The organism is Sphingomonas sp. Marseille-Q8236, from assembly GCF_965112005.1.
This window is the reverse complement of sequence record NZ_CBCOPO010000003.1, coordinates 276,886-302,563: the sequence shown is the minus strand read 5'-3', so window position 1 is coordinate 302,563 and position 25,678 is coordinate 276,886. Positions and strand designations below refer to the sequence as shown.

Sequence of the window (25,678 nt, the reverse complement as noted above, 5' to 3'; positions counted from 1 at the left end):
TAGGGTCAGGACCCATTGATGTGAGCGTCGCGATCTGATTCAGGCTCCGCAAGGAGACCGAGATGAGTGACCTGTTTTGGCTGACGGACGAGCAGATGGAGCGGCTGCGGCCCTTCTTTCCCAAGAGCCATGGCAAGCCGAGGGTGGACGACCGGCGGGTGCTGAGCGGCATCGTATTCGTCAATCGCAACGGGCTTCGCTGGCGAGATGCGCCTAGCGAGTATGGCCCCCACAAGACGCTGTACAATCGGTGGAAGCGTTGGGGCGAGGCCGGCGTGTTCACGCGAATGATGGAAGGTCTGGCTGCAGCTGGCGCCGAGCCGCAGACGGTCATGATCGACGCAACCTATCTGAAGGCGCACCGCACGGCATCAAGCCTGCGGGTAAAAAAGGGGATCTTGGCCGCCTGATCGGCCGCACCAAAGGCGGTATGAATACCAAGCTACATGCCGTCGCCGATGCAAACGGGCGCCCCTTAAGCTTTTTCATGACCGCGGGCCAGGTCAGCGACTACACCGGCGCGGCAGCGCTGCTGGATGACATGCCGAAGGCGCAGTGGCTGCTCGGCGACCGCGGCTACGACGCCGACTGGTTCAGGGACGCCCTCCAGGCCAAAGGCATCCAGCCCTGCATCCCGGGCCGGCGATCACGCAACGAGCCGGTCAAATACGACAAGCGCCGCTACCGGCGCCGCAGCCGCATCGAGATCATGTTCGGCCGCCTCAAAGACTGGCGTCGGGTCGCTACCCGCTACGATCGCTGCCCCACTGCCTTCTTTGCCGCCGTCACCCTCGCTGCCACCGTCATCTTCTGGCTGTGATCAACGAGTCCTGACCCTAGCGCGGGTTCTTAAACGAATGCCCCGCTTGGGGAGTACCCCGTTTCAGTTCCGCTTCTTCATGTGACGCGCTCATTGACATGTGGCGCACGGCTTCAGCGTCTCTTCCTCAGATTGTACGTGATTCAAAGCTATCGATCACGGAGTATTTCTTCCCTCGCGCCGACGTTCTTCGGATCAGATGCCAACTCAGGTCTGTCGCCGACACTCAGGCGATCTGAAATCGTCTGATGCAACGCAGCCAATCCGCTTGCTAGGCTCTGCTCAGGCAGCGCAACACCCTCCCGCCTTGCCGCCGCCATGATGTCCATCGCACCAGCGAGCTCCGGCTCAGCGTAGAGCATTGCGCCCTCCCCCGCTTGCCACACCTCGACCAGCGCCTCGGACCGCGCGCGCTGCGCCTCGGCCGATCGGTCCGCCGCTATTGTCGAGCGCGGCAATGGCGGCATCACAGCACCTCGACGCTCCAGTTCGTCGCGGGTGATCGCAGCCAACTTGTATCGCAGACGGCGGCCTGCGCGATCGTCTGTCGGTGACGGGCGGTACTGGCTAATCAGAAGAGCGGTCAGCGCCGCAGTATCGACCGTCCGCGCCTTCTCCCGCCAATCCACGATGGCGCGGCGGGTTGAAGTGCGGTCTGCGGGTTGGCTGATGACGAAGAGCTCGAGCAGCGGATCGTCGAGGACATCGGCCGGCAATGGAGCGGCGTTGCCAGCGGCCGCGGCATGCGCCCAGCCCGCGACCTGCGCAACACGGGCGAACCCCTCCCCCATCTCGCCCCGGGTCTCGGAGACTTCGGACGCGAGATGCTCGAGATTAGGCTGGAGGTCCGTCGCGATGGCCTGCGCAGCATCGATGGTCTCGAGCCTTGCAAGGATGTCGGCCTGATTTGCTTCGAGGCGCTTGCTGCGTTCGCCGATCTCTTCGACCTGGTCCTGCATCAGTGTCAGCGCGTCAAGAATGGCGGCTAGGGCGGCAGTCTGACTGACATCGCTCATCGCGTCGGCCCTCCCCTACCAGGGCTTCGATCCCGCTCCCGCTCGCGGGCCATCCGCGCGCGTTCTCGCTCCTGAACCTGACGCATTACCTCGTCGATATCGGTCGGTGCGGTTGCCGGATCGTGGCGGGTGATTGGTGTCCGAGTTTCCTCCTTCTGCCGCTCGGGGTCGACGGGTTCGGGCGAGCGGACCGCATCCGTCTGATCGCGAAGACGACGTGCCTCGATCCGGTCCCTCATCGCGCTGGACCGGGCGATCGCGGCGGCGATCGGGTCCGCTGGCGCATCGCTTGCCTCCGCTTCGAGTCCACCAAGTCGGGTGTCCAACGCCCGCAGCACGCGGAGCGTATGGGCGGCCTGGATGGAGTTCGGTTCGGGGTCGGGCAGAACCTCGACGAACCGTTGCAGGCTTTTCGCGACCGTCTGGTTGACGACCGACGGGGTGGCACTGAGCTCGGCGATCGACTGCAGATAGGCGTCCCTGACGACGGCCTGTTGCTCGGTAAGGATAGCCCGAACCGGATCGGCTGTGGTCGCGTTCGCGAAGCGTTGTGCGCGCGCGAGGCGGTTCGTGTCGAGCCGCGGTACCTGGCCGTTTGCTCGCACTTTCCTGGCAGCGATCGGCTCATGCTTGGGGTCTACCCCCCTCGCCTTCGCCGGCGTCGCATTCGCCTCTATGCCGCGGTCGCGCAGCTTCTGGGCGAAGCGCTGGCGGTAGCGGAAGAGGTCGTCACGGGTGGGGTGAAAACGTCGACCATCATGGTCGCGCCGTGCGAAGGTCAGGTGAACGTGCGGATGATCCCGGTCAATGTGGAGCGACGCGACCCAGGACCGGTTCGCGAATTCCTCCCGCGCGAAATCCAGCGCGGCCGCCTTGAGGCGTTCGGGATCGGTACCCGATGGCATCGAAAGGATCATCGATAGCGACGTCGCGCCCTTGCGGCGGGCATCGTCGCCCATCTCCCATTCCTGCCAATCCTGCGCGAGCTCCTGCATGGCGCGTCCGTCACGGAGCACCTCCTCGTCGCTCGTATACAGCGCCAATTGCTTGTCGGTGCCGTGACCAAGGCGACTGATGTAGGCGAAATTGGCGAGCACGTGCCCGCTGCCATGCTGACGTCCCGTGATGCGAACGAGGACCTCGGGGACCCGGCGTGCGGTTCGGTCCATCGTCGCGATAGCGCGACGACTGACGGCGCCTTGGGCGCCCGCACCGAATGCCTGCTTCGTCGCATAAGGTTGGCGACCGCCACCCGGTCGGCTCGTGGCCTTCGGGAACATGGAGGCGACCGCGAGCCTCAGCATTGTTCCGCCCTGCTTTGCTGGTGGAGGCGACCCGCCCCCGCTGCCGAGCCTCTGCTTCTTCGCTGGCGCGAAGATCCCCGCCATCGTGTCGAGCGTGCCCGGCGACAGGTTGAGGCTCACGCGCGCGGTGCTCCGAACGCGCCGGTCCAATACGCGACTTCGCCCCCGACATAGGCGGACAGGCTGCGCCGAGTGGCGTGCAGAACGATCTTCAGGTCGGCGCACGTCTCCAGAAAGGGTTCCGCAATCCGCGCGATGTCGAGGCTGCTCTCGGGCTGGTTGGCGGCATTCATGGCATGGACCGCCTGGTTGATGTTGCGGCCGATCAGAAGGATCTGCTTGCGGACTTTTCCGACCTCCTCCTTCATGGCCGGGCATAGCCGGAGCTGCGCGGCCTTGTCCCAGAGCTGCCAGCGCAGGGCGCGTTTGATCCACTCGTTGCGGGACAGGCCGAGCGGCGCGCCAACAATATCGATCGCCTCGATCTCGCGCCGGTTGAGGCGGACCGTCACCCGGACCTGCTCGTCTGAATGACCCTCGTGATCGAGCCTACCTGCCGCCCCCGCGATGGGCAGGTCATCATGTTCCGACGCAAGCACCGTGCGCGTGAGGATCTGCGCGATCCAGGCGCTCCGGGTCTGGCCATGGGCGGCCGCGACGCGGTCGATCTCCGCGATCAGATCGTCCTTGAGCCGAAGACTGATCACCACTTTCAAAGCCCCGTGCAGCGGTGCCATCGAGCCAATGTATTACATTGGTGCCAGATGGCATATCCTGCCATCCCTCATAATTGATCCACCCTCGTACAAAAACCAATTAGATGGAGTGAAATCACTCCAGACGCGGAGTGGGCTGTATTGCCGAGGTTATTGCAAGCACATGGACGCCTGATATGTTCGACAGTCGAACGGCCTTGGCAGTCGTCATTGATGCCGGTCCGGTATCGACACCGTCGATCTGGACAAGATCAATACCCTGATACCTAGTAATCTTGGAGAGGGTCGGCCATGTTTGTGCTGTCCACGAATTGCAGCACAAGAGAGAACGCCACATGCCTCGTGCGAAATCCAACACCGGTGATCTGGCGGCCATCGCGGCGAGACGCGAGGCGCTGCTTGCCGAACTGGCGCGCGTCGACGAGCAGGCGAAGCAAGCGACGGAAGCGGCCCGTGACGCCGGTCGTCCTGTCCTTCTGGCCGCGCTCGAGCGGGTCAAGATCGCTGCCATCGAGAAGTCCGACGCCCGCACGATCGCAGCGGCGCTCGCCTCCCATGGCGGCAAGGCAGTGGCTGAACGACTGGCCGCGCTCTCGGGCTGATCGGTCGGCCGGGGCGAGCGTATTCTGGAGGATCGCATGTCCGACCAACGGCGTGTCAGCGGCAGCCGTTCGCGGATCCGATCGCGCGAAGGGAACAGGGCATCAGAGCGGCGTTCCCGCGACCCCCTCCCCCTCTCCGCTTGCCGGCGACCAGTCCCCGGAGCTCGGATAGCTGTCGTGAACGGTCGCTCGACGGATCGTCGGTAGCACACCCGTCGTAGCGGATGCCGTTCCCGCGATCGCACCAGTCCGTCGCAGCGAGGACGGCACCGGCTCCCGGCAACCAAGGCTCCTCGGCCGCTAGCCTCGCGCCTTTCACCAGCCCCATCGCGGTCGCAACGGGTACGATGGCGGGACATGGGCGATCGTGCGGAGTCGCTGACGTTGCCTAGATCATGACGACCAGGCGATCCGATCGAGGCTATCGGCAGATAGCGAGCTCCGTTGCCGCTGGTCCGCTTCCCAACGGCCGCTGACCCGCGTTTGGCGTGCACGCGCAAGCCCCAACGCGACGCTACCTGACACAGGAACGGTCACCCTGCGGCCGATCAATCACACCGATTCGTCGCTCGGCATGAGGAGCGACGGGGATGGTCCCTGGCGGTCAGCCCCCCTCCCCTTCCGGCCGGTGTATGACGCCGGCTGTGCTGGCGGAGTGCCATCGACGGGGCGGTCGCGATCATGGCCGGGAGACTTACCCCCTCCCCTCCCCGGTCAGCTTGTCGTCACTTCCCGGCTTTTGCCTTCCGCGCCTCTTCGGTCAGGGCCAAGTCAAGGAGAAGCGTCATTGCCTCACCCTTTGAAACGCGGTTGCGCCAGACGAAGTCCTCGAAGCGAGCACGATCCTCGGGACGGCACCGGACGTGCACCGCGTCGGTAAAGGTCGGCTGCCGGACCTTGGGCGCCGGCCGCTGCGCCGGTGCGGGAGCCGGCTTTTCGGAGCGAAAGCCCAGCCCCTCCCCTGCTGATTTGGCTGCGGCCAGCTGTTCAGCGGTGGGGACCGGAATGTCATCATCAGCGGCGAAGCTGGTGATCGATCGACGCGATGCCGCAGGCTTCTCGCTCATGCGCCCAGTCCTTCCTTGAGCAGCGTCACTACGTCGAACGCGAAGGCGTTAGCGTTCGCCTTCGCGCTGTCGAGTGAACCGACATCCGCCGCAGTCATGTCGTCCAGCGTACCGCCCATACTGAACAGGCCGCGGAATGCACCGCGCTCGGCGATAGCGGTCGAGATCATCGGGACGTCTGCATCTTCCAGATTGCCGACGACGGCTTTCAGGTCACGCGGCCACAGCCTCGTCGAAGCAGGCGTCCGCGTCAGAACCGCGGCAAAGGGCAAGGGGCGCTGGCGCGCGGTACCGGCATTGCGAATCGCCTTGAACGCGCGCGCAGCTTCCATGGCGTCGAGTTCGGAGCCCTGGATCGGGACAAGGGCGAGATGCGACATCATCAGTGCGTTGGTCGCCCGCGCGCTGGCCTTCCCTTCCAGGTCGACGATGACATAGTCGGCGCGTTTACGCGCCGCGTCGATCGTACTGATGATCTCGTCCTCATCGATCTCGGGTACCACCTCGATATTGTCAGGCTTCCCGTCCTTCGCCGCCCAGCGTGACAGCGGGAAATTCGGGTCGGCGTCGATCATCACGACGCTCGACCCTTTCGAAGCGAGAACCGTCGCGAGAATGAGCGAGGTAGTGGTCTTCCCCACCCCGCCCTTCGGGGACAGCATCGATATCACCGGCAACAGATGTCTCCTCAGGTTGATCGGCGGATGTGCACATGTGACGCACCAACCACGCCGCGAACGTGTGACCAAAGTTGCACAAGCCCCCATTGGTGACAAGTGCGCGATGGTCGCTTGCGCACTTTATTGACATGTAAGCCGTGTGAACATGGGCACCGCGTGAGCATTGCGGGCGTTGGATGGCTGGCAATGGGTCAGGCACCGGACGCGGCTTGCACTCGCGTCCGACAAGCGACCACAGTGCCGCGTTCCCGACAGCATCGCCCCGTGCGCCAGGGGACCGCCTTCGCTCGGCGATCGGACGGCACGTTCAAGCGCCACGTGTGAGCATGCTCACATTGAGTACATGCTCACGAGGAAACTCGCAGAGGCACTCGCCCTCCCCTGCCCTCACGCCTGCTTAGGACGACCAGCGTCTATTCCACGCAACCGCGTTCAGCCAGCGATGGGAGTTGACCGAGTTTCGCCGACCGAGCAATCAGCGCAACCAAACCGCCGAGGCGTTGTCCGATCGCCTTTCGCGACCGGCGACGTCAGCGATCCCAGTGCAGCCTTGGTGTGGTCGTAAGCTCACCGCGGCGACATGTTCACACCGCACTCATGTACACATGGCTCTGATGTTCACCCTGGTCACACGTTCACATAGCTAGGACGTTCACCTTGGCGACATGCTCACCGCGTGAATATGTTCACCTCGATACCCGTGGAACGGCCTCGCCACATCATTGGCCATCCTGTCACCGCCCGCACCCGAACCTCGCGGCGCTGCCGCGGGGAGGGGGGGCAGGTCGTCGGCGCTCTGCTGGTGAGTGCAGCTACCTGGGACGAATAGGCTCCTGTACTGGCGAGAGGCGCAACCGCGCTTCAGCCGCGACGATCCTCCTTGAACCTGTCGACAATGCGCCCATGTTCACGCTGTGAACGTTTGCGCGCGCCGTTGTGCGTATCACCGCCCCGCGAGAAGACCCTGCGGCAGAGAGCAAGCTGGACCGAATTCCTACCGGCTCGCGGCTACTTGGTCGCGAGGTTTATACGTTCACCGCGCTGACATGTTCACGCCGTGCACACGTCCCAACCTTCAAAATGCTCACACCGTGAACGTTAGCCATGTGCTCACTCGGTGCACATTGTACACTTTGCGCACATGGTCGTCGGAGGCATGGTGCACCGGCTTGCCTCGGTGGCGGCCACGTCGCCGGCCGGAATGGTCGCTGCGCCCAGGCAATAACCAACGGTCGCCCTGACCATCTAGCCGCACACCAGCCAGACATACGACGCCGATCGCAGAATGGCGTCGCCCACCAGCAGCGTTGCGTCGGCCGGAAACGACGGCCGATAGCTTTGGCCGCGCCGGATCCAGAGGCCATCCAAGCTCGGCAGGGTTGACAAGGGGAGGTCGCCCAAATGCGATGCCGCGTCATGCGCGCCGACTTTGCGAGCCAAAGATGCGCCGAAAGAAGCTGACGAACGCTCGGCAGGTGCCGCCGCACAATTTCGACCTCGATGTCGCGCGGCCGCTTTGCCACTACACCTCTGCTCCGTGCAGCCGGCGGCCAGGAAGCCGGCGGCGTGCCCCGCGGGGCACGCCGTCGCTTCGGAACCGGGTGTTGGAAACCAAGAGTGAGCTTGGCGCGAACGCCTTTAGCCGGGCGGCCTGGACATACGCGTCCGCCACCCGGTCAATCGAACCGGCTCTCACTCTTCGGGGTTTCCACGCCCCGGCCCGCGTCTCCGCAGGCGCCTCATCCTTACCGAACGGCTGCACCGCGGCGCAACCCGCCATTGTCCCGCTATTCTGTGGTATCTCTTGAAGAAGCCTTCTCCCTTGGGCCAGCGCCCGCCGCGATCGCCTAGAGACCGACGACAGGGAGAGAAAATCGCGAGGATCCCCCCTCAAGGTCTGACGGCTCACTCCTCCCAGAGCGGCTTGGGATTGCGGCGACGCTTGGCCTTTGATGGCCGGGGGAGGGGGGATGCCGCATCGAGCTCCCGATTGATTGCCGCCAGGTCCGAACGCCACGCCTGGATACGAGCCGATTGGTCATGCATGGAAAGCCTCCGTCTGTTCGAGTGAAGACGAGGTGCCGCTGGACGGTCGGTTGGGGCCGGGGTCCAGGACTGCGCCAGCAGCCGCGCGAGCGGGGCGTGGGGGAGCCGATTGTCTCGGCCCTGGAGCGCCAGCGGAACGGGCCGGGAGAATTGGGGGAACCGCGCATCCTTGACGCCGACCCCGGCCGGCCGTCACACTGGGGAGACGTCGACGACAGCCTCTTCTTTTCTTCCCGTTGGACGCGGCGATCCGCGAGCAAGCGACATGCCCCAACGAGGTAACGAGCCCAAGACGGCCCCGATATGACGCGGCCGTGCAGGTGCAGCTTCGCCGGGTTGACCGAGCGCGGTCACGGCATCGCTGCGTGGGTCACCATGATCGATGGCGACAGCTCCCCTGACCATCGCGATCCTCGGCCTGGCGCCTCTCGCCGGATCGGACGCACTGGGCGCGCTGCCAGCACCGGACCCCGGCGGCAGGACCGCCGGAGCCCGACCGATCAGCGCTCGTCGGCGCGCATGATCGTCAGGACGCGTACCGTCACGGATGGGTCTGAGGGGTCTTCCGAGCCGGCGGACAGGTCGGCGTTGTAATAGTCGATCTTCCACATGCAGGCTGCGCCTTCAAAGTCGAACGTGCCGAGGTCGTGTTCGCCATAAGGGTCGTTCGCGCGCGTGAAGGCGTCATAGCCCCGGATCGCTCGGAGGAGTTCGGCGCGCTTGCGGAAGTTGCGGAAGATGCCAACGTCGCCGATCAGTTCGGCGATCCCGCTGGTCATCATGACCCGGTCGGTGCCGGGCTGGGTGATGTGATCGCGCAGCCGGTCGTTGAGGCGCGCGATCGCGCTGGCGGCATCGGCGGTACTTGCAGGCCGGGGGGTGGCATCGGACATGACGGTCTCCTTGACGCTCGAGCCCCGGTGATCGGGGCCTTTCGACACGCGGCAGGACCGCCGGGGCATAGCCGCCCGGCGCACCCGAAGGGTCGAAACGGCAGTGGAGAAGCCCGCGCCAGCGGGCTTGCGCCGGGCTGCGCCTCGGCGAGGACGTGCGCGCCAGGAAAGTCCCGGATGATCGCCGGAAGAGAGTAGGGGGCCGCCCTGCCAAGCCGCCCCACCATGCTGGACGAAAGCGGAGCCGACCCGCTATCCTTCATCGATGGAGACCGGCGCCGACATCATCGCCCTGTGGCCCCGCTGGCTGGAAAACGTCGGCGAGATGCGTCGGATGAACGCGCTCGTTCGCGTACGCTGCGCGGTCTGCGGGACGATACTGCGCGTCGACCTCGACGACATCGTTGCCCGCCATGGCGTGGGCTATTCGCTGGTCGACAAGCTGGAGCGCTGCCGAATGGTCGGCTGTGCGGGCTCGACCTTCTATCTCGCATCGCGGACCTACGGGCAGGCCTGGACGGCGCTGCTGCGCGATCCGGCGTTGCTCGGGAGCTTCGCGACGTTGCCACCGGTCCGTACCGCGCTCGGTTGACGGCCCACAGCGATGTGCACCAACTACCGCCGCACCAAGGGCTTCGATCAAGTCTGCGAGGAGTTCTACGAGACGCGCATCCCCGTACGCTTTCCCGAGCGTCATCAGGCACCCAATCTGGAGCCGCAGCCCGAGGTTCGTCCCACCAATCGCGCGGTCGTCTTGCGCGCGCAGGAGGACGGGGTTGCGCTGACCTGGATGCGCTGGGGATTGATCCCCTTCTTCCATAAGGGGCCGGTCAGCGGCTGGAAGGCTGCGACGTTCAATGCCCGTGCCGAGGGCGTGAAGACGGCGCCGTCGTTTCGCGATGCCTTCAAGCGACGCCGCTGCCTCATCGCTGCCGAAGGGTGGGTCGAGTGGAAGGGGGAGGGCAAGCCGAAACCCAAATTCTACGTCGCTCCGCGGGACGGCGCACCGATCTGCTTCGCCGGCCTGTGGGATCGGGCGAGGACGCAGGACGCGGGCGAGATCGAGAGCTTCACGATGGTGACGCAGCCGCCGGGCGCGCTGAGTGATCTCCATGACCGCGCGCCGGTTGTGTTGCGGCAGGAGGATTGGGCGCGTTGGCTCGATCTGGAGGCGCCGGTCGATGACCTGCTGACGACCGAGCCCGCCGATCTCTATAGCATCCGGCCGTTTCACGAGGTCACCGGCGGCCTGCTCTGAGGCCGTCAGGTGGTCAGCCGTCGGCCTCGTCGATCAGCTTCTGCACGCGGGCGATGGGGGTATCGTCGATCGGTCGGATCGTCTCGTCGCATCCCGGACAATCGATCGTCCGCGCGAGGCGAAGCGTCTTGAACGCGATGTTGAGTGTCCGACCGCACGCCGGGCATTCGGTTTGCGCGGCGATGTCATCGAGCTCGTGCGCCATCGCGCGACGATAGCCGGGATCAGCGGATCTGGTGAGCCGGTGAACCGCTCCACCGGGCCCGGGCGGGTTCGATGCCCGCCCGGGCCCTTGGTCGAGACGGGGAGGGGAGGGGGGCCTTTCAGCCCCCGGGATGTCAGGCAAAAGGGTCGTATTCGTTGACGATGATGTGCGAGCTGTCGTGATCTTCGGCGGTGATGACGGCGTATTGGGTGCCGATGGCGATGACCATGGTGGCGACCATGAGGCTGCGGGCGAGGCTGAGGGCGGATTTGCGGGCGATCCAGATGTCGTTGAACATGTCCGAGGCTCCTGTGAAGCCGACGGGGTTCATCCCCGCTCGACAGGCGCCCGACAGGACGGGGAGGGGCCGCGATCACTTTTCGCCGGCACGGCAAAAAGCCGTAGCGAAGCGCCCGGACCCTTCACGGGTTGATCGTACAAGGACCCGCACCGGCCCAAGGATTGCGCCTCCAAGAGCGGGGTGAACCTCGTCGGCCGGGAGCGTCGTGGCTGAAGCACTGGGCCGCCCTCGACGTTCACCACGTCGGCGATCCGGTCGCTCCCTTTCCTCGCGCGCCCACTCCGCGTGCCGCGATGGCAAGACCAGTGCTATGCGCCAGCGATCCTATTGCGCTCGACAGGCACAGCGCGCCGGTTGCCTGCGATCGGCCCCGTTGTGCGCCACTGCCTTCGTCAGCTGATCGTCACCCGGATGGGCCGAGACCCGTCAGGGGCTCGGTGGAGCGTCAAGCGGAATAGAGCGGCGGTCCCGGCGACAGCCGGGAGACGTCGACGATGTGTTCTGCTACGGGGACTGGAACAGCAGCGTCATACCTGCGGTGCGTTGCCGGTCGAGGTCGGATACTGATCCTTCGCACCGGGCAAGGGGAGGGGGTACCGCCGGCATGGGTGCCCCACCCGCCTGCAAAGCATCGATCAGTCGAAGCCCTCGCGCGGCGGCTGCGCGCTCGGCGGGACGTAGGTGGCATTCTTGACCGTCTCCTCCTGACGCAAAACCCAGTCGAGCGGACCGGTAGGCCAGAAGCGGGCCGGCGCGATGACGCGGCCATCGAACTCAAGCGGCGTCGCGTAGCGGGTGGCGACAGCGGCGAGCACGTTCAGGATGATGAGCGTCAGCAGCAGCCAGAGCAGGCTGCAGAGTGCTGTCCGGCCCATGCCGGTTGCGCCTCCGAACCAACCCAGGCCGCTCGTCATCGTGACCGCGAGGCCCTGCGCGGCGAGAAGGCCGACAATCCCCGCCGGCACCATCAGCTTGAGACGCAGGATCGCCGACCAGAATAGTCCGGCGATGAGGTGGGGCAGCAGCAACACGCCGATGCCGATGGCGATGAGCCGCGCATCGTCGGGAAGCGCTGCAAGGAAGGCAGGATCGAAACGCATCAGCGCAGCAGCCAGGACAAGCCCTGTGCCACGGCAGCGCGGGCACGTTCGCGCTTGCCGACAGGCGGGGGCGGTGCGGGAGCGGGATCTGCGTCAGGAAGGACGGAGGTCAGCGCCTGCTCTGAATAGTTCAGCACCAGCATGTTTCGGATACGCGCGGCGGGGAGGTAGATGGCGCCGCCAACCGGCTTTGCCTCCTCCACCACCAGTCCGGCAGCGACCGACGCGCCCGCATCGTCGCGCCGCATCATCGAGCCCCAGCTGCGCGGCAAGCTGAGATGACCCTTCTCCTTGGGTTTGCCGCCGATCATGTAGATGAAGCGATTGGGCTCCGACAGGGTCAGCGCCTTGATCTCGCCGTCGTCCGACAGACGGATATCGGCGATCCCTCCCGCGTAGCCGAGGCCGCGACCGTCTTCGACCGCGTCGGTGAGGACATAGGCGAGCTGGAAATAGCCATGGTTCGTCGGATCGATGATGTGCTGGAATGCCCAGCCCTGGGTGTGGCTGTCGAGCCCGTCGAGCACCAGCGCCAATCCCCTGTGCCGGATCATGACGGCGACGAGATAGGACAGAAAGATGAGGATGAAGGCAAACTCGATCAGGCCGAGCGGCTCGCCCGGGCCGAGGTCGCGGGCATTGGGACCTGAGGTCGGGCGGATCATCAAACCGGCGACGACGCGATAAGGCGAGACCAGCCCAGGTCGTTCGGGCCCGCTGAGAATTGCGACGATCCCGTCGCATACGATCGCACCGAACAGATGCGCCGCGAGGCTGATGCCACCCGCCAGCGCGAGGCTGTTGAGCGCGGTAAGCGGTTGATCGGGCCGTCGTACGCCGTGGCGTCGGCCCAGATTGTCCCAGAAGATAAGCCCGGTGATGCCCGGGAGCAGCCACAGCAGTGCGGTAAGAAGGGAAAAGGTGAGGCTCAATGCGAGACGTTCAGCGTCGCGTGGTCTCGTTATTGGTTACCGCCTGGGGCGCGTCGACTGCGGTGCCTTCGCGACGGGTGCGTTCGGTCTGCGCCTGCGACAGGCGCCGAGCGAGCTGGAAATAGCCACCCGCGGCGGCGGCTGCGCGACCGATCGCGCGCTGCTGCCTGACGTTCGTGACGAGCATTGCATCATCTCCCGGCCGAGGGGTCTTGGCCGCTTGTGGTCAACATAACGCTCGAAACGGTAAAAAGGTAGAGTGCGGGATCACGTCATCGGCGCGAGCACGGTCCTTCGACCTGCCACTTGGGCATCGTGTCTCAACCGACAAAGGTTAGGAAGGGATGCCTGGCGCGAGGCAGCACGAAAGAGCCCGGGAGCCGAAGCTCCCGGGCCGCCCGCCCCGATCAGAAGGGGATGTCGTCGTCCTCATTGTCCTGCGCGGCGCCCTGCTGCTGCTGGCGGGACTTGCCGTAGGAGAGGAAGGTGACCTCGTCGGCGATAATTTCGACGCCGAACCGCTCGATGTCCTGTTGGTCGGTCCAGCGGGTGTAGTGGATCCGACCGCGCACCATCACCTTCTGGCCCTTCTCGACATATTCGGCGACGGTCTTGGCGACACCGTTGAAGCAGGTGATCCGGTGCCATTCGGTATCCTCGAGTCGGCGGCCGTTTTCCTTGAGGACCTTGCCCTCACTGTCGCGCTTCGGCCGCGAGGTCGCGAGGCTGAAGCTGGTGATCTTGGTGCCGCCCTGGGTGGTGCGGGTCTCGGGGGCGGCGCCGACGTTGCCGGCGAGGATGACGAGGTTCTGCATGTCGAGGTTCCTTTGTCCTGCTCGAGGGTTCGTTCCCTCGGCTGAACACCGTCAAAGACGGCCAGGCCGGTGGCTCCACCGGAGCGCGCAGACGCGAAGGGAAACCCCATGGCGAGGAGTGGTGCGGGCAGCCGCGAAGCGGCAACTCGGTCCGAAGCCATGCGGGTTGGAGCCGATGGACGGCCGGCTTAGGTCGTTCAGTGAGGAGAGGGGATGGACCCTCTTCAGGCAGTCGAGCGGAACCACGATATTCGTGAAACCGCATCCGGCCTGCGACCTCGCTGCCACCCCCGCCCCGGATTCGGGCGGCACCTTCGATCGTCGTTCCCCCACTGACCTGCGCTGCAATCGCATCGAGGGCTGGAGCGATCGAACGGTTGCGGGCCGAACCGGAGCAGCACCATCATCCTTCATACCAATGCATGTCGAGGCACGTTGCCGACAGGGGACGTCAGGGGCGAGCAGGGGGGCGCGGCTGCGACACCGACCCTCCCAACGCCACAGGCATACGCGCCTTGGCCGAACCGCGCCCGAAGTCGAGAATGTTCCCTATACAACGACGCTCCGCGCAGCCTGGGGCGATCGAGCAACGAACGCGGACGTCTGATACCTCCTCTCGACAGGGGGTGGGAAGCCTGGTGCCGACCCCACGCGACGCCGGCTTCTCCGACGTCGGCGGCAGCCCGGTCTCTCCTATGAGCCCCGCCGATCAGTTGCGAGCAGACCTCAATACCCGGACCCGGGTTCGCCGAGCGGTCGGGCAGGCGACCTCCGCTCGACGATCCCCTGATCCGATGAACGGCTCGATCGCGCGGCCGAACCGGTCGGCGCGTGTCGAGGGGCGACAACCAACCGGCCGATGGCGCGCTCGCGCCCGCCGTCCGCAATCAGGCCGGCGTGACGGCGCCCTTCGCGCGGCGGGGCTTGCGCGCCGGCACGGCCGACGCCGCGGTCGTCTCGGCCGGTGTCTTGGGCTTGCGACCGAGGCCGATCTTCTTCGCCATGGCACGCCGCGCCTCGCTGTAGGCGGGCGCGACCATCGGATAGTCGGGCTTCAGCTTGTAGCGTGCGCGATACTCATCCGGGGTCAGGCCGTGCGTGGAGAGGTGCCGGCGCAAGGTCCGATAGGGCTTTCCGTCGATCATCGAGATGATGCGATCGGGTGAGGCCAGGGATTTGCGCACGGTGACGGCAGGAGCGTGATCGACCGCAGTGACTTCGACGGCGTCCTCTGAGGCTTCGCCGCTGACCAATTGCGTGATCGACGCGTAAATCGCTGTCAGAAAGGCGGGCACGGCCTCCGGATCGGCGCGCGTGTTCGGGTTCGATAGCCAGGCTGCGGTCACTTCGGTGGCGAGTTCGATCGTGTTCACAGTCTCGGTCATCCTGTCCCTTTCCGTCGTCCACCACAGGGTGGATGCGACGATCACGCAGCGCGCTCGGAAGAGATAATAGCATTGGTGCAGCGACGTGCCACTGATAACCGCTGATAACCGCTGTTGCGTGCGATGCGATGTCGATCGCGGAAAAGCGAAACGCCAAGGCTGCCGGACACCGCCAGGAAATGGGGACCAGCCCCCTCATAGCGAGGACCGCCGGCGCACCGGCGGTCCCGTCGTCGATCAGGCGCGACTGACCTCGCGCTTCTGATCGAGCGCGGCCGGGGGCGTCCCGAGCGGTCCCCGGCGGTCGACGACGCGGACGCCCGCTTTCTTGGCATCGATGACGAGGCGCTCGGTCACGCCATTGCCCTGAAAGGCGATGAGATAGCGCGGGCGGAGCGACAGCATCTGCTCGTTGCGACGAAAACCGGCGCGATCGCCGAGCTTGCGGTCGAGACCGAATCGAACCTGCTGGACGCCGTGCTGCTCGGCCCAGGACGCCGCGATGCGCTCGATCCCCTTCATGTCGCCGCCATGGACGAGGTACATGTCCCCGACCCGCTCGCGGACGGCGTTGAGCGTGCGCAGGAGATTGTCGCCGAACGTCTTCATGTCCCCGTCGCAGGTGAACGTCAGCCGGCCGCCGGCGAAGACGACGGGGGTTCCGACCGCGGTGTTGGCATCGCGGACGCGCTCACGCCGCGCGCGCAAGAACGCCTGACCATCGACGATTGCCGAGGTAACCCCCAGTGAGATGCGATTGCCGGTGGCGGGCACCCAGGATCGACCGGTCTCGCGCATGTAATGCGCCGCGGCAGTGTCGCGCATCTGCTCGTAGCAGCCGGCCGCCTCCTCGATCTTCTTCGCGAGCTCGACCTTCTCCTCAAGGTTCGTGCTGTTGATCTCGGAGCCGTCCTGCTCGGCGATCAGCAGTCTGATCTCGTCGGTAAGACGATCGATGGTGGCGTGCTTCTTCGCGGCCGCGCGGTGGAACAGGTTCACCAGGCCCCAGCCCAATTCCTCGATGTCGCGCTCCAGGGACGTGTTGAAGAGGGTCGCGAAGAGGTCGCTCCAGATCGCTGTCGTGGTCTGATCGAGGGCCTCGCTCGGGGGCGGTGCCATCCCGGGCAGTTCGTCGGAGCGCGGCTCGAGGTGGCCCAGTTCGAGAGCGGCGAGCGCCGCGGCGAGGGAAGTAGTCATGGCGACAGCCTTTCATTGCAGAGGCCGGCGGCCTTTTCCGCCGGATGCGCACCTCCTGGGACGCCGCAGCAGAGCCCGACGCACCGCCGCTTCGCGGCGGGGAACCCGCGAAAGTCGGGGTGGCGCGGGCAGCCGCGGTACGCGGCAACACGGCCCGGCTTTCGCGGGTTGCGGGGGGATCGCGGGGGCCTATGTGCCGCATCCCTCCGGCGAAAAGGGCGCACGCGGAAGGTCCGCGAAAGGATGCTCGTCACGATCCCCTTCGACGTCATCGCCACGACTGGCCAGCGATGCCGCGCCATGTCGCGTCCGGTAGGAGCATCTCCCCGGCATCGTCGCGACCTAGCGAGGTGACTGGCCGCCTGGGCCCTCTTGCTCCTGCTGCGTCAGCGAGAGTGGCTGCGGATAGAACTACACATCACTGCGGGGTCCGCCCCGCCAGATCCTCGGTCGGCGTGCTCCCGACCCGACAGCGAGTGGCGACGGTGGGAGATCCCTTCGACCGTAAGGGCGAGCCGCGACAAAAGAGCAGACGCATGCCGGCGCGCGCGGCACAGCCCCGCTAGTGCGCCGACGATCAGCCCTGTTGCCCGCGCCGTTCGTGCTTACGCGGACCTCGTGATCTCTCCCAAATCGGGCCGCTACGCGACCGCGCGCAACCCCGATCCGGGCGGCACCAAGGGCGGTCCGTTCGAACGCTGGGACGCGGAGGCGAATGAGCGAAAAGACTTGGGCGCGTCGATCGAGCCGTCACTGCAAGTCGGCTCGCAGGTACGGCGGTGAACCACGGGGCCGATGGCGGGCACAAGGCTTACCTGAACGTCGCAGGGGCGCAACGATGCTGCCTCACTGCGGATCGTGCGATAGATGCACGGCGACCGACGTCCCGAGGCTGGAGTAGCGGCTGCTGGCATTACCGGACGATCTCCCTTAGCCTGATGTAACTTGTGGAGACGCAGGTCGGGGCGTGGAAACCTCGTGAGTGAGGGTCTGCTGACCATGCAGGGCGGCGCGTGAGCGTCGACCTCGCCGTGCGTCTGCCTGCCAGGCACGCGATATTTCCCCGACCCTGTATTTGGGCCGAATTGGCGCGCTTCACGGACACGCCGATCTCGCGCTCAACGCTGGGACGCGGAGAGTGTGTTGGACGACACCAACGGTCACGAGGCCGGACAGGACGATACAGCGCTGCGGCGCGCCAGGGTGCAGCACCTGCTTCAAGAAGCACAGTCGCTTCTGCTCGAAGCCGGAGCGAGATCCGCAAGCGTCTATCTTGAGCGCGCGATGGCGTGCATCGATGTCGACGTAGCGGATGACCCCACGCAGATCGCCGTTGCCGCAGCGATCATGCCGGGTGAATCCGCGCTGCGCCGTGCGATGGGCGGTGCCTTGACGATTGTCGGCACCCTATTGGCACGCAACGATATCGTCGCACTCGACGAATTCGGCCGGTTGCTCGCGCTGTTCGGCGATGTGTCAGCGGTAGAGGACCCGGCAATGGGGTCCATCATCGATGGCTGGAGCGCGACGATCCGCCATGCCGCAGGCGAGGTCGAGCGCCCGATGAATGCGTAACGGTCAGCGCAGGGCGCGGCGCAAGCGACCTGGCTGATGGGAGTGCTCACCCTTGGCCGACGGCATAAGTGAGACACGATGCGTCCCCGATCGCCCCAGTTGCTCTCCTAGGGACAGGACAACCGCCTTGAGGCGAGCGCTCGCGGAGCGCGTCGGCGGCACGATTGAAGTCCTCAAGCCAATTGCCGATCGGGACACGCTCGTCGACGGGGAGGGCGGCCTGCGCTTCTTGAAAGGCGATGAGGTCCGTCGGTGCTTCGCCAATGATCCGGTCGATCTCGTCGGGCGGCAGCAAGCCGCGCTCACGAATGAACTCGGTGATGCTGCCGGGGCGCGGCGTTGCTCCACGACGACCGAGCACGGGACGCCGCCAGAGCCCGTCGACATTGCGCAGCCGGGGCTTCGCCCGCGCTTCCATGAGAACGATGATCCGCAGTTCCGGGATGGCGAGTTCCATCACCTCGTCGGCCTTGATGCTGCCGCAGAAGAATTATGTCGCCATTGAGACGATCCATTCCCTTTGACGGGATAAGGATATTGTCCCATTATCGATCGGGTCGGGGCAATAAAATGGAAACGCCCAGTGTCATGTCGAGGGTTCAGTGCATCTTTTCCCGTTCGATCCTTGGCTCGGCGTCGAGCCTATACTTCTTGATGGGACGATGATCCGGCCTGCGCTTGATGACTCCATAAAGCAGGACGCAATCAAATACTTACCCGAAACAAATCTCCCTTCTCTCCTTCATTCCGACGGAAGCCCCGTTGTAGAAGTCAATTCGTTCATCACGTTCCTGCGATCCGATGGCGTGTCCCTTGCCAGCGCAGGCCACTATGCTCGAGATCTTCAGGTCTTTGCCCGTTACCTGCGGGATGCGCGTTCAAAGTCGTTACTCGACGCATCGAGTGCCGACGTAGGGAAATATCGCAGCCTTCGGCTCGAAGGGCCGGGCGAGCTCCGACTATCGGGATCGTCTTGGAAGCGCACCTCTGCGGCGCTAACGCGGTTCTATCAATGGGCCGCCAGCGAGGACGCAGGACTGATATCAGTTGCGCCGAAAACCAGATTCCGCCGTGATGGCGCGGTTGCCGAAGATACGATCCGCATGATCCCGCTCGAGGATTACGTTCTGTTCCGAGACCAAGGCCTGCTCGGTGGGGGTTACGCGAACGGCATCACTCACCGGCGGAATCCGATGCGCGATGCCGCGTTCGCCGAGCTGCTTGTGACGACAGGGGTTAGGCTCGAAGAAGGCGCAAGCCTTCTGATCGGTGAGCTTCCGACGACGAACGCCCGCGTCTTTCACGGCTGTCGCAGCACCATGATCGACCTGCCCGCCAGAATCACCAAAGGGCGCAAACCTCGATCAGTGCCGTTCCCGAGGCGGGTAGCCAGTAACTTCATCGACGCTTATATTCGCGAGGAGCGGAGCCAGTTGGTCGATCGCTGGCGACGCGCGGGTGGGGTCCGGACCATGCGGCAGCCGCTCATCGGCACGCTTGCAGGCGGGCAACGCGTTTTGATCAAGGGCGAGCGGCGCCCTCGATCACTGGCGACTCTGCGCATCGACGAACGACGCAACCTCCTATTGCTGCCCGGATCGGGCGCACCATTGGAAAGTGCGCAGCCGGCAGCATTGTGGCTGGCGCAGGACGGCCAAGCCCTCACCCCCGCGGCATGGCAGTCGATATTCCGGCGTACCAGCAAGAAGTTGTCGGAGGACATGGGCTGGGACCTACACGTATCGCCCCATACCCTCCGGCATACCTTTGCCGTCTACTGGCTTACACACCTCGTCAAAGCGGAAGTGATGAGGCTCGACGATCGATCTGTCCCGGATCGAACCGAGGAAATCTACATGAAGGTTGTCAGCGACCCCTTGCGCCGGGTCCAGCGATGGCTGGGTCACGCCAGCGTCCTGACCACTGAAAAATATCTCACCTACCTCGATGAAGCCTTCGAAATCGTAGATCAGGCGGCCGAGGCGCTGGACTCTCGTCTGATGGGCTTCTTCTAGCAGTGGGTCGCCCTCGCCTCTCGTTCCGCGATTTACCTCCGCAGCAGGATGAGGAGCCGCGAGCCGACGCGATCGTAGCCTATCATCATCGTGACGGTGTCGGGCGCGAAATGACCTGGTTGCTGCACGAGGTGGGGAACGAAGGCCTGGGTCGCGATCTTGCCTTGTACCTTGGGCCGATGATGAACGAGCTGTTCGCCGGCCTGGCCGTCCCGAGTGTCGAACAGTATCGACAGAGCTGGATCCCGCTCGGGAAACATCTGTCCTCCAGCGGGCGCCTCAACGGGGGGCTTCGCGTGATCACGGCCGCTGACATCGATGCCTGCGACGTTCGGGGTCAATACTCCCGGTTCCGTTGCCTTGTTCACGGCCTTCGCGCGATAGACGAACGAAACCCTGATCTGCTTCGTCCGGATCTGAAGGCGCGGATCAACTTCACGAGCCGGCACAACGGAACGGCATTACGGCCCCGCGAACCGTTGACACCGTTCGTCGCTCGCGTCCTGAAAGACGCCGCTGATCGCAGCGTGGTAGCTACACGCGAAAGGATCTTGTCGGGCCGCGAGCAGATCGAAGCTTTGCGAAACAAGCCGGAGAGGAGCCGCTTTGAGAATGTGTTCCTGAGGGTCGCCGACGGCACGCGCCCCGCTCGAAGCGAGTTCGACATGTTCAAATATCGCAAGGTTGCCATCGCCGCGGCCAGCGATCTTCTCGTTCTGACCCTGCCTGATGCGATCTGCTTCATCATCGCCATCGCGCTCCGGGTCGAAATGCCGATAGAATGCCTGCGGACCCTGCGGCGCGACTGCCTGAAGAACCCCGCGAGAGGGTACGTCTCCATTGAATACACAAAGGGACGAGGCGGCCCCCGCGCGAAGATCAAGCGCGAACGCGTGCGTGATGGTGGAATTAATACGCCCGGCGGACTCGTTCGCCTTGCCCTCGAACTATCCCGACCCGCCGCCGAGCGAATGGCCGATCGAGGGGACCCGAATGCGGATTACCTGTGGGTGGGCTTCGTTGCAGCCGGACTGCCGAGCTGGCGTCGGTTCAGCCTTTCTACCCACAACTTCTATGCCGCGATCAGGAGCCTTGGGCTCGTCGACGAAGCGGGCAAGCCGATAACCAAGATCGTTCCCGCCCGGCTAAGGAAGACGGTGAAGCGGGACAATTACTTGCGCCACACAGGCCACCTTCGGCGCTTCGCGAGCGATCACTCGAAGCCAGTTGCCGCTCGGCATTATGCCGCGGTGGACGGGCTTCGAGAAGAGCATGCACGCTCGGTAGCGGTCGCTGAAGGTCAACTGTTCGACATGGCGATGATGCCGTTGGTCCTGCCACCGAAGGAGGAAGTCAGCGCGCTCGCATCCGGCCTCTCGATCGGAAACCAAAAGCTCGACGCAGGCGCGGTCGCGTCGTTGGTCTCAGGCGATGCCGATACGTTCCTTGGCATGTGTTCCGGCTTTTGGTCGAGCCCTCTTGGGCGGAACGACAACGGCTCCTGCGCCACCGCGTTCACCGGCTGCCTCCATTGCTCGAATGCAGTGTTCACCGCACGAAAACTGCCTGCATTGCTGACCTATCTGACATGGCTAGCTGAACGGCGCGCCGTCATGACGGAAGCGGAGTGGCACGAGCGCTACAGCGCCGACCATAATCGAATTATGGTACAGATACTCCCCGTGTTCGACGCTGGCGATATCGAACAGGCTCGGTCCACGGCGGAAAATGCCGCTGTGGCGCCAGCGCTGCCGCCACATCTTCAGCGGGGCTGAACATGCGTCGGGTTCTGGAACGTGCCGAAGCATCTTGGCGGATTGACCGTTCGGCATTGGTGATTCCGCCCCAGATGGTCGTGAGTGGCCGTGAGCAGCAGAATATCTCTCTGGTCGGGGACGATAAGTGGCTGCTCGAATGTGCCATCGCGCGGCCGACAAAGGCCCATGAAGCCTGTATCTGCTTCGGTCGGATCGCCGATGCTGATGAGCGGGAGCTCATACGAGAATACCTGTTCCTGTCTTTAAACTACGACTCCCGAGACAATGTGCGCGGCCGCCTCGGCGTCCTGAAACCTGGTTCGCTGATGCAGGTCGGCAATATAATCCGGCATTTTCTACAAGAAGTGCGGGAAGCCGGACTTCGACTCCACGAGATCGATCAGCCTTGGCTGGATCAGTGGCTGTCCGCGAAGCGGCACCTCGCACCGGCAACTCTTGTCTACAAGATCCTCTGCGTACGGCGACTTGCGCTCTATACGCCCTCCCTGTCGTTCCGGGGAATCGAGATAGCTCCTTGGGGTAACCGTTCAGCGACTAGGATCGCGGGATACCGGGGTGGCCGAGAAAATGTCACACCGCGAATACCGGAAGCCATTAGCGCGCCGGCGTTGCGGTGGGCCATGTTCTACGTCCATCATGGGATCGACGATCTTATCGCCCGACATCGTATAGCTGGCATCAACATCGCCGCGCGTCGGCAGAGAGTGTCACCGAAACTAAGCGACCAGCGCCTGCGCGCTTATTTGGATGCGCTTGAAGCATCGGGCTCTGGAGTACCGGCGACCCAAGATGGTCGACCCGCGTGGCCAGAAATCTGCAAGGCCAGCGGCCTCGGCGTGGCAGTGCTGAAGGCACGCTCAGCTATGCTCGAGAAGGCAATCTCGCAACTCGGAACCGAGCGCCCAGGCGCAAGCAGTGGTTGGGCCAGCATGCCAGGAACAAACATTGCGTGGCGGTCGCATCTTCCCAGCTTCAGCAGCCGTTATACCTTCATACCGGCGATAGCCGCGTGCTATCTCGTAATCGGCCTATTATCAGGAATGCGCGGCGAGGAAGCGGCCGCGCTCAAGCGTGGTTGCCTCAGACTCATGCGCGACGAACATGGGAAGGTTAAGGGCTACGAACTCGTCGGAAGAATCTTCAAAACCCGTAAAAACGTCGACGGCGCTGAACATCGCTGGACCGTGATAGAGCCTGTTGCCAGGGCCGTATTGGCAGCAATACGGTTGCAGGACTATCTACACAACAGCGCCGATCGAACGGAAGCGCCGCGAGATGATGAGCCCCTGTTCAAACCGGCCTTGATTCGGGGGGTGGGCAATGTCCAGCTTACGGCGCATCAATCGACCGTATACCTGAATTACTTTGCCAAAGAGTGTCGCCGGCTCGCCGAAGAAATGGCAGCGGCGGCGCCCGCCGAAGCCGACCGCATACTGGCACTTTATCATATCCCGGACGAGGGTGATGAACCCTGGCGGTGGCGCACGCGTCAGCTCCGCCGCACCCTTGCATGGTACATCGCCAGTCAGCCCTTCGGCGTGATCGCGGGCATGATACAATATGGGCACGCGAGCGCCATGATGTTCGAAGGCTATGCGGGCACTTCCCAATCCGGCTTCCGTTCGGAGATCGAAGAGGAACGTCGCCTCGCTCAGCTCAGCGATATCGTCGAGATGTACGAGGACTGGAAGGCAGGGATCAATCCAGGCGGCCCCATGCGATCGAAACTCGTCGCCGAATTTACAAGCATCAGAAACAAGATCGGAGATCTGCCCGGCACGGTCGTTGATGATCGGCGCCGCGCAAAAATGCTCTCGAACACCGCCGTCACGCTTCATCCGGGTTATATCAACGACTGCTTCTTCTATGCCGACCACGCCCTCTGCTTGAAGGTGAAAGGAGCTGAGGCGCAGCCGGCATTTACGAGGTGCCAGCCTGCTCGTTGTCCGAACAGCGTGGTGGCGAGGCGGCATGTGCTGGCTCTGCAATCATGCATCGCAGATGCCGAGACCATGAAAAATGGCAAGAACATCAGCCCGATCCAGAAACACGCCATTGAGGCACAGATCGATATTTACAGGCAGTTGCTGGAACAGGTCGAACGATGACGACGAAAGCGAACCCTCCCCGGAAATCGCAAGCCACCGTCGCGCTGCTTGACGCCTATAACCGCTTGCGCGACGGCAAAGGCACCGCGACGAATGGCAAGCTGAGCATAACCAATGTTGCGCGCGAGGCGGGGGTCAGTCGAGCGACGGCCTATCGATGCTCCAAACTTCTCGCTTTGTTCGATGAAGCTCCGAAGCCGCCGAAGGCTAAACCACAAAGCACGAGCGGCAAGGCCGAGCTGCGAAACGTGATCAACCAGTTGCTCAATCGTATCATCATGCTGGAGGCTGCGTTGGAAGCCAAAGACGCGGAACTCCGGCAATTGCGCTCAATGCTGCCAAAACCACGGCCGGCCGACTCATGATGCGAGCAAGTCCTGAGGACATTACAATCGACGCCACGTTGCACGCTCAATTCGCTCTACGCTACATGGCGACGCGAGACCGCCACGGGCGGGCTACGCATTGAAGGCAGGTTCAGTGTAAAACCCTCCCCGCTTGCGCAGCACTGATCCTCCCCTGCACAACGCTTGATGGATTTTGGTTGGGCCCATCACTCGACGAAGAATTCCCTCAATCAACGGCCCGCCTGCGACCAGCAGCTTGAATGGGTATCTCGCATGTAAATGACCGCGATTGGCCGTAAGGAGAACGGCAGGTATGGACCGCGGAAGGCAAACAACTGCCATTCTTAGGCTGGCGATGCAGGCCCCAATGCTTCGATAATACGGCAATCCGCAACGATGCCGCCATCGCAGGAATCAATTACCGCCTTCAGCTCTTTGCGAAGCGCCGCAAGGTCCGAGAGCTTGCGGTCAACTTCAAGTAGGTGCTCTTTGGCGATCCGGTCGATACCGGCGCAATCGCAGCTGCGGTCGCCCGAGATGCTTAACAGCGCACGGACCTGATCGAGCGAAAACCCGAGGTCGCGGGCCCGGCGGATGAAGGACAGTCGGCCAAGTTCCGCCTGCCCATAGTCCCGGTAGTTGCTCGTTGTCCGCGCCGGCTTAGGCAGCAGGCCGATTTTCTCATAATAGCGGATCGTCTCGATCTTCGTGGCCGTAGCCTTGCCCATATCGCCGATCGTGAATGCCATACCCTTGACCCTGTAGTTGCTACAGGCCCTATATAGCCTGTCATCACCGAAACAGGAGATGCATATGGCCGGCGGATGCTGCGGCGGATCACAGGACAATACCGAAAAGCTGAACGATGCGGCATGGCGGCGCGTGTTATGGATCGCGCTTGTGATCAACGCGGTCATGTTTGGCGTGGAGATTGTCGCCGGTGTCACTGCCGGGTCTGCATCGCTCAAGGCCGATGCGCTCGACTTCCTGGGCGACGCTGCCAACTACGCGATCAGCCTCGGCGTCGCGGGCATGGCGCTGGCGTGGCGAGCGCGGGCGGCTATGGCCAAGGGCGTATCGATTCTGTTGTTCGGGATTTGGGTGCTGGGCAACACGATCTGGATGGCGACGCAGGGCATAGTTCCAGCTGCTGAGACCATGGGGATCGTGGGCGTGATCGCAATGGTCGCGAACCTTGCCTGCGCCGCGATGCTCTGGCGTCACCGCGCGGGTGACGCCAACCGGCGCTCGGTCTGGATCTGCTCGCGCAACGATGCGATCGGCAATATCGCCGTGGTCGCCGCAGCGCTGGGCGTGTTCGGCACCGGCACGGGCTGGCCGGACATCGCTGTCGCAGCAATCATGGCCGCGCTCGCGCTGTCCGGCGGATGGCAGATCATCCACCAGGCGCGCGGTGAACTGAGGAGCAGGCCTATTCTCCGCCGAAGCGAATCCGCACCCCTCCGTTGAGGACAAACCCGTCGGTCGGTGCCCAGGCATCGACCGTCCATGCCCCCG

At 64.1% G+C, this 25,678-nt stretch carries 27 protein-coding genes; 12 read left to right on the top strand and 15 right to left on the bottom strand.

Going from position 1 to position 25,678, the window contains the following annotated elements; genetic code table 11:
- Nucleotides 1-62: 62 nt before the first annotated feature.
- A protein-coding gene (locus ACWPWT_RS20450; protein ID WP_454278138.1) for an IS5 family transposase occupies nucleotides 63-820 on the top strand; the annotation gives its coding sequence in 2 pieces (ribosomal slippage) (nucleotides 63-396 and nucleotides 396-820; 759 coding nt in all).
- A gap of 149 nt (nucleotides 821-969) precedes the next feature.
- Here the strand turns inward: ACWPWT_RS20450 and ACWPWT_RS20445 are convergent.
- The 3 genes from ACWPWT_RS20445 to ACWPWT_RS20435 are packed head-to-tail and all read right to left on the bottom strand — an operon-like array spanning nucleotide 970 to nucleotide 3,850.
- Complete coding sequence (locus ACWPWT_RS20445; protein WP_116462766.1) at nucleotides 970-1,836, bottom strand: hypothetical protein; 867 nt, start codon at nucleotides 1,834-1,836, stop codon at nucleotides 970-972.
- Nucleotides 1,833-3,260, bottom strand: coding sequence for a relaxase/mobilization nuclease domain-containing protein (locus ACWPWT_RS20440; RefSeq protein ID WP_241769347.1), 1,428 nt, complete (start codon nucleotides 3,258-3,260; stop codon nucleotides 1,833-1,835). The genes ACWPWT_RS20445 and ACWPWT_RS20440 overlap by 4 nt, the downstream gene beginning before the upstream one ends.
- A complete protein-coding gene (locus tag ACWPWT_RS20435; RefSeq protein WP_043061315.1) occupies nucleotides 3,257-3,850 on the bottom strand; it encodes a ribbon-helix-helix domain-containing protein in 594 nt (197 codons plus the stop codon). The genes ACWPWT_RS20440 and ACWPWT_RS20435 overlap by 4 nt, the downstream gene beginning before the upstream one ends.
- 341 nt (nucleotides 3,851-4,191) lie before the next feature.
- Between ACWPWT_RS20435 and ACWPWT_RS20430 the strand changes: the two genes are divergently transcribed.
- Entirely contained in the window at nucleotides 4,192-4,458 is a 267-nt protein-coding gene (locus ACWPWT_RS20430; RefSeq protein WP_043061316.1) for a hypothetical protein, read from the top strand.
- A 725-nt stretch (nucleotides 4,459-5,183) separates the two neighbouring features.
- Here ACWPWT_RS20430 and ACWPWT_RS20425 read toward each other — a convergent pair.
- The 3 genes from ACWPWT_RS20425 to ACWPWT_RS20415 form a co-directional block, all read right to left on the bottom strand.
- Nucleotides 5,184-5,525 carry a hypothetical protein gene (locus ACWPWT_RS20425; protein ID WP_043061317.1) on the bottom strand — a complete coding sequence of 114 codons (342 nt, stop codon included), beginning with the start codon at nucleotides 5,523-5,525 and terminating at the stop codon, nucleotides 5,184-5,186.
- A complete protein-coding gene (locus tag ACWPWT_RS20420; protein ID WP_244885654.1) occupies nucleotides 5,522-6,196 on the bottom strand; it encodes a ParA family protein in 675 nt (224 codons plus the stop codon). Before ACWPWT_RS20420 ends, ACWPWT_RS20425 begins: the two co-directional genes overlap by 4 nt.
- A 2,555-nt stretch (nucleotides 6,197-8,751) precedes the next feature.
- On the bottom strand, nucleotides 8,752-9,144 hold the full coding sequence (locus ACWPWT_RS20415; protein ID WP_061780325.1) for a DUF3768 domain-containing protein: 393 nt from the start codon (nucleotides 9,142-9,144) through the stop codon (nucleotides 8,752-8,754).
- Nucleotides 9,145-9,409: 265 nt separating this feature from the next.
- On the opposite strand from ACWPWT_RS20415, the gene ACWPWT_RS20410 reads away from it, so the two are divergent.
- Complete coding sequence (locus tag ACWPWT_RS20410; protein WP_043061319.1) at nucleotides 9,410-9,736, top strand: hypothetical protein; 327 nt, start codon at nucleotides 9,410-9,412, stop codon at nucleotides 9,734-9,736.
- A gap of 12 nt (nucleotides 9,737-9,748) precedes the next feature.
- Nucleotides 9,749-10,402, top strand: coding sequence for an SOS response-associated peptidase (locus ACWPWT_RS20405; RefSeq protein WP_052814254.1), 654 nt, complete (start codon nucleotides 9,749-9,751; stop codon nucleotides 10,400-10,402).
- Nucleotides 10,403-10,415: 13 nt separating this feature from the next.
- On the opposite strand, the gene ACWPWT_RS20400 is transcribed toward ACWPWT_RS20405, so the two are convergent.
- The 8 genes from ACWPWT_RS20400 to ACWPWT_RS20365 all read right to left on the bottom strand — a co-directional run bounded on the left by ACWPWT_RS20400 (nucleotide 10,416) and on the right by ACWPWT_RS20365 (nucleotide 16,337).
- Nucleotides 10,416-10,607, bottom strand: a complete 192-nt coding sequence (locus ACWPWT_RS20400) for a hypothetical protein (RefSeq protein WP_043061320.1) — start codon at nucleotides 10,605-10,607, stop codon at nucleotides 10,416-10,418.
- Nucleotides 10,608-10,740: 133 nt separating this feature from the next.
- A complete protein-coding gene (locus ACWPWT_RS20395; protein WP_165800937.1) occupies nucleotides 10,741-10,905 on the bottom strand; it encodes a hypothetical protein in 165 nt (54 codons plus the stop codon).
- Nucleotides 10,906-11,543: 638 nt separating this feature from the next.
- Nucleotides 11,544-12,008, bottom strand: coding sequence for a hypothetical protein (locus ACWPWT_RS20390; RefSeq protein ID WP_043061321.1), 465 nt, complete (start codon nucleotides 12,006-12,008; stop codon nucleotides 11,544-11,546).
- Nucleotides 12,008-12,940 (bottom strand): hypothetical protein, encoded by a 933-nt coding sequence (locus ACWPWT_RS20385; RefSeq protein WP_454281079.1) that lies wholly within the window; start codon nucleotides 12,938-12,940, stop codon nucleotides 12,008-12,010. Before ACWPWT_RS20385 ends, ACWPWT_RS20390 begins: the two co-directional genes overlap by 1 nt.
- A gap of 10 nt (nucleotides 12,941-12,950) precedes the next feature.
- On the bottom strand, nucleotides 12,951-13,127 hold the full coding sequence (locus tag ACWPWT_RS20380; RefSeq protein WP_156477747.1) for a hypothetical protein: 177 nt from the start codon (nucleotides 13,125-13,127) through the stop codon (nucleotides 12,951-12,953).
- 220 nt (nucleotides 13,128-13,347) lie between these two features.
- Nucleotides 13,348-13,755: a single-stranded DNA-binding protein gene (locus ACWPWT_RS20375; protein WP_043061323.1), complete on the bottom strand. Its 408-nt coding sequence runs from the start codon at nucleotides 13,753-13,755 to the stop codon at nucleotides 13,348-13,350.
- A gap of 887 nt (nucleotides 13,756-14,642) precedes the next feature.
- Nucleotides 14,643-15,140, bottom strand: coding sequence for a MucR family transcriptional regulator (locus tag ACWPWT_RS20370; RefSeq protein WP_043061324.1), 498 nt, complete (start codon nucleotides 15,138-15,140; stop codon nucleotides 14,643-14,645).
- Between the two features lie 237 nt (nucleotides 15,141-15,377).
- Nucleotides 15,378-16,337, bottom strand: a complete 960-nt coding sequence (locus ACWPWT_RS20365; protein WP_052814255.1) for a DUF2493 domain-containing protein — start codon at nucleotides 16,335-16,337, stop codon at nucleotides 15,378-15,380.
- Between the two features lie 618 nt (nucleotides 16,338-16,955).
- On the opposite strand from ACWPWT_RS20365, the gene ACWPWT_RS20360 reads away from it, so the two are divergent.
- The 7 genes from ACWPWT_RS20360 to ACWPWT_RS20330 all read left to right on the top strand — a co-directional run bounded on the left by ACWPWT_RS20360 (nucleotide 16,956) and on the right by ACWPWT_RS20330 (nucleotide 24,178).
- A complete protein-coding gene (locus ACWPWT_RS20360) occupies nucleotides 16,956-17,120 on the top strand; it encodes a hypothetical protein (RefSeq protein ID WP_157846251.1) in 165 nt (54 codons plus the stop codon).
- A 360-nt stretch (nucleotides 17,121-17,480) separates the two neighbouring features.
- Nucleotides 17,481-17,912, top strand: coding sequence for a hypothetical protein (locus ACWPWT_RS20355; RefSeq protein ID WP_043061325.1), 432 nt, complete (start codon nucleotides 17,481-17,483; stop codon nucleotides 17,910-17,912).
- 127 nt (nucleotides 17,913-18,039) lie between these two features.
- Nucleotides 18,040-18,417 (top strand): hypothetical protein, encoded by a 378-nt coding sequence (locus tag ACWPWT_RS20350; protein ID WP_454281078.1) that lies wholly within the window; start codon nucleotides 18,040-18,042, stop codon nucleotides 18,415-18,417.
- 157 nt (nucleotides 18,418-18,574) lie between these two features.
- Nucleotides 18,575-19,927 (top strand): tyrosine-type recombinase/integrase, encoded by a 1,353-nt coding sequence (locus tag ACWPWT_RS20345; RefSeq protein ID WP_037522502.1) that lies wholly within the window; start codon nucleotides 18,575-18,577, stop codon nucleotides 19,925-19,927.
- A gap of 110 nt (nucleotides 19,928-20,037) precedes the next feature.
- Nucleotides 20,038-21,702, top strand: a complete 1,665-nt coding sequence (locus ACWPWT_RS20340) for a hypothetical protein (RefSeq protein ID WP_048939653.1) — start codon at nucleotides 20,038-20,040, stop codon at nucleotides 21,700-21,702.
- A gap of 2 nt (nucleotides 21,703-21,704) precedes the next feature.
- A complete protein-coding gene (locus tag ACWPWT_RS20335) occupies nucleotides 21,705-23,813 on the top strand; it encodes a site-specific integrase (protein ID WP_048939652.1) in 2,109 nt (702 codons plus the stop codon).
- On the top strand, nucleotides 23,810-24,178 hold the full coding sequence (locus ACWPWT_RS20330; protein ID WP_010409068.1) for a hypothetical protein: 369 nt from the start codon (nucleotides 23,810-23,812) through the stop codon (nucleotides 24,176-24,178). The genes ACWPWT_RS20335 and ACWPWT_RS20330 overlap by 4 nt, the downstream gene beginning before the upstream one ends.
- 326 nt (nucleotides 24,179-24,504) lie before the next feature.
- Here ACWPWT_RS20330 and ACWPWT_RS20325 read toward each other — a convergent pair whose 3' ends face one another.
- The gene (locus ACWPWT_RS20325; RefSeq protein WP_066675305.1) at nucleotides 24,505-24,909 is read right to left on the bottom strand and encodes a MerR family transcriptional regulator; all 405 of its coding nucleotides are present in this window, start codon (nucleotides 24,907-24,909) and stop codon (nucleotides 24,505-24,507) included.
- A 64-nt stretch (nucleotides 24,910-24,973) separates the two neighbouring features.
- On the opposite strand from ACWPWT_RS20325, the gene ACWPWT_RS20320 reads away from it, so the two are divergent.
- A complete protein-coding gene (locus ACWPWT_RS20320) occupies nucleotides 24,974-25,630 on the top strand; it encodes a cation transporter (protein ID WP_066675301.1) in 657 nt (218 codons plus the stop codon).
- Nucleotides 25,631-25,678 lie beyond the last annotated feature (48 nt).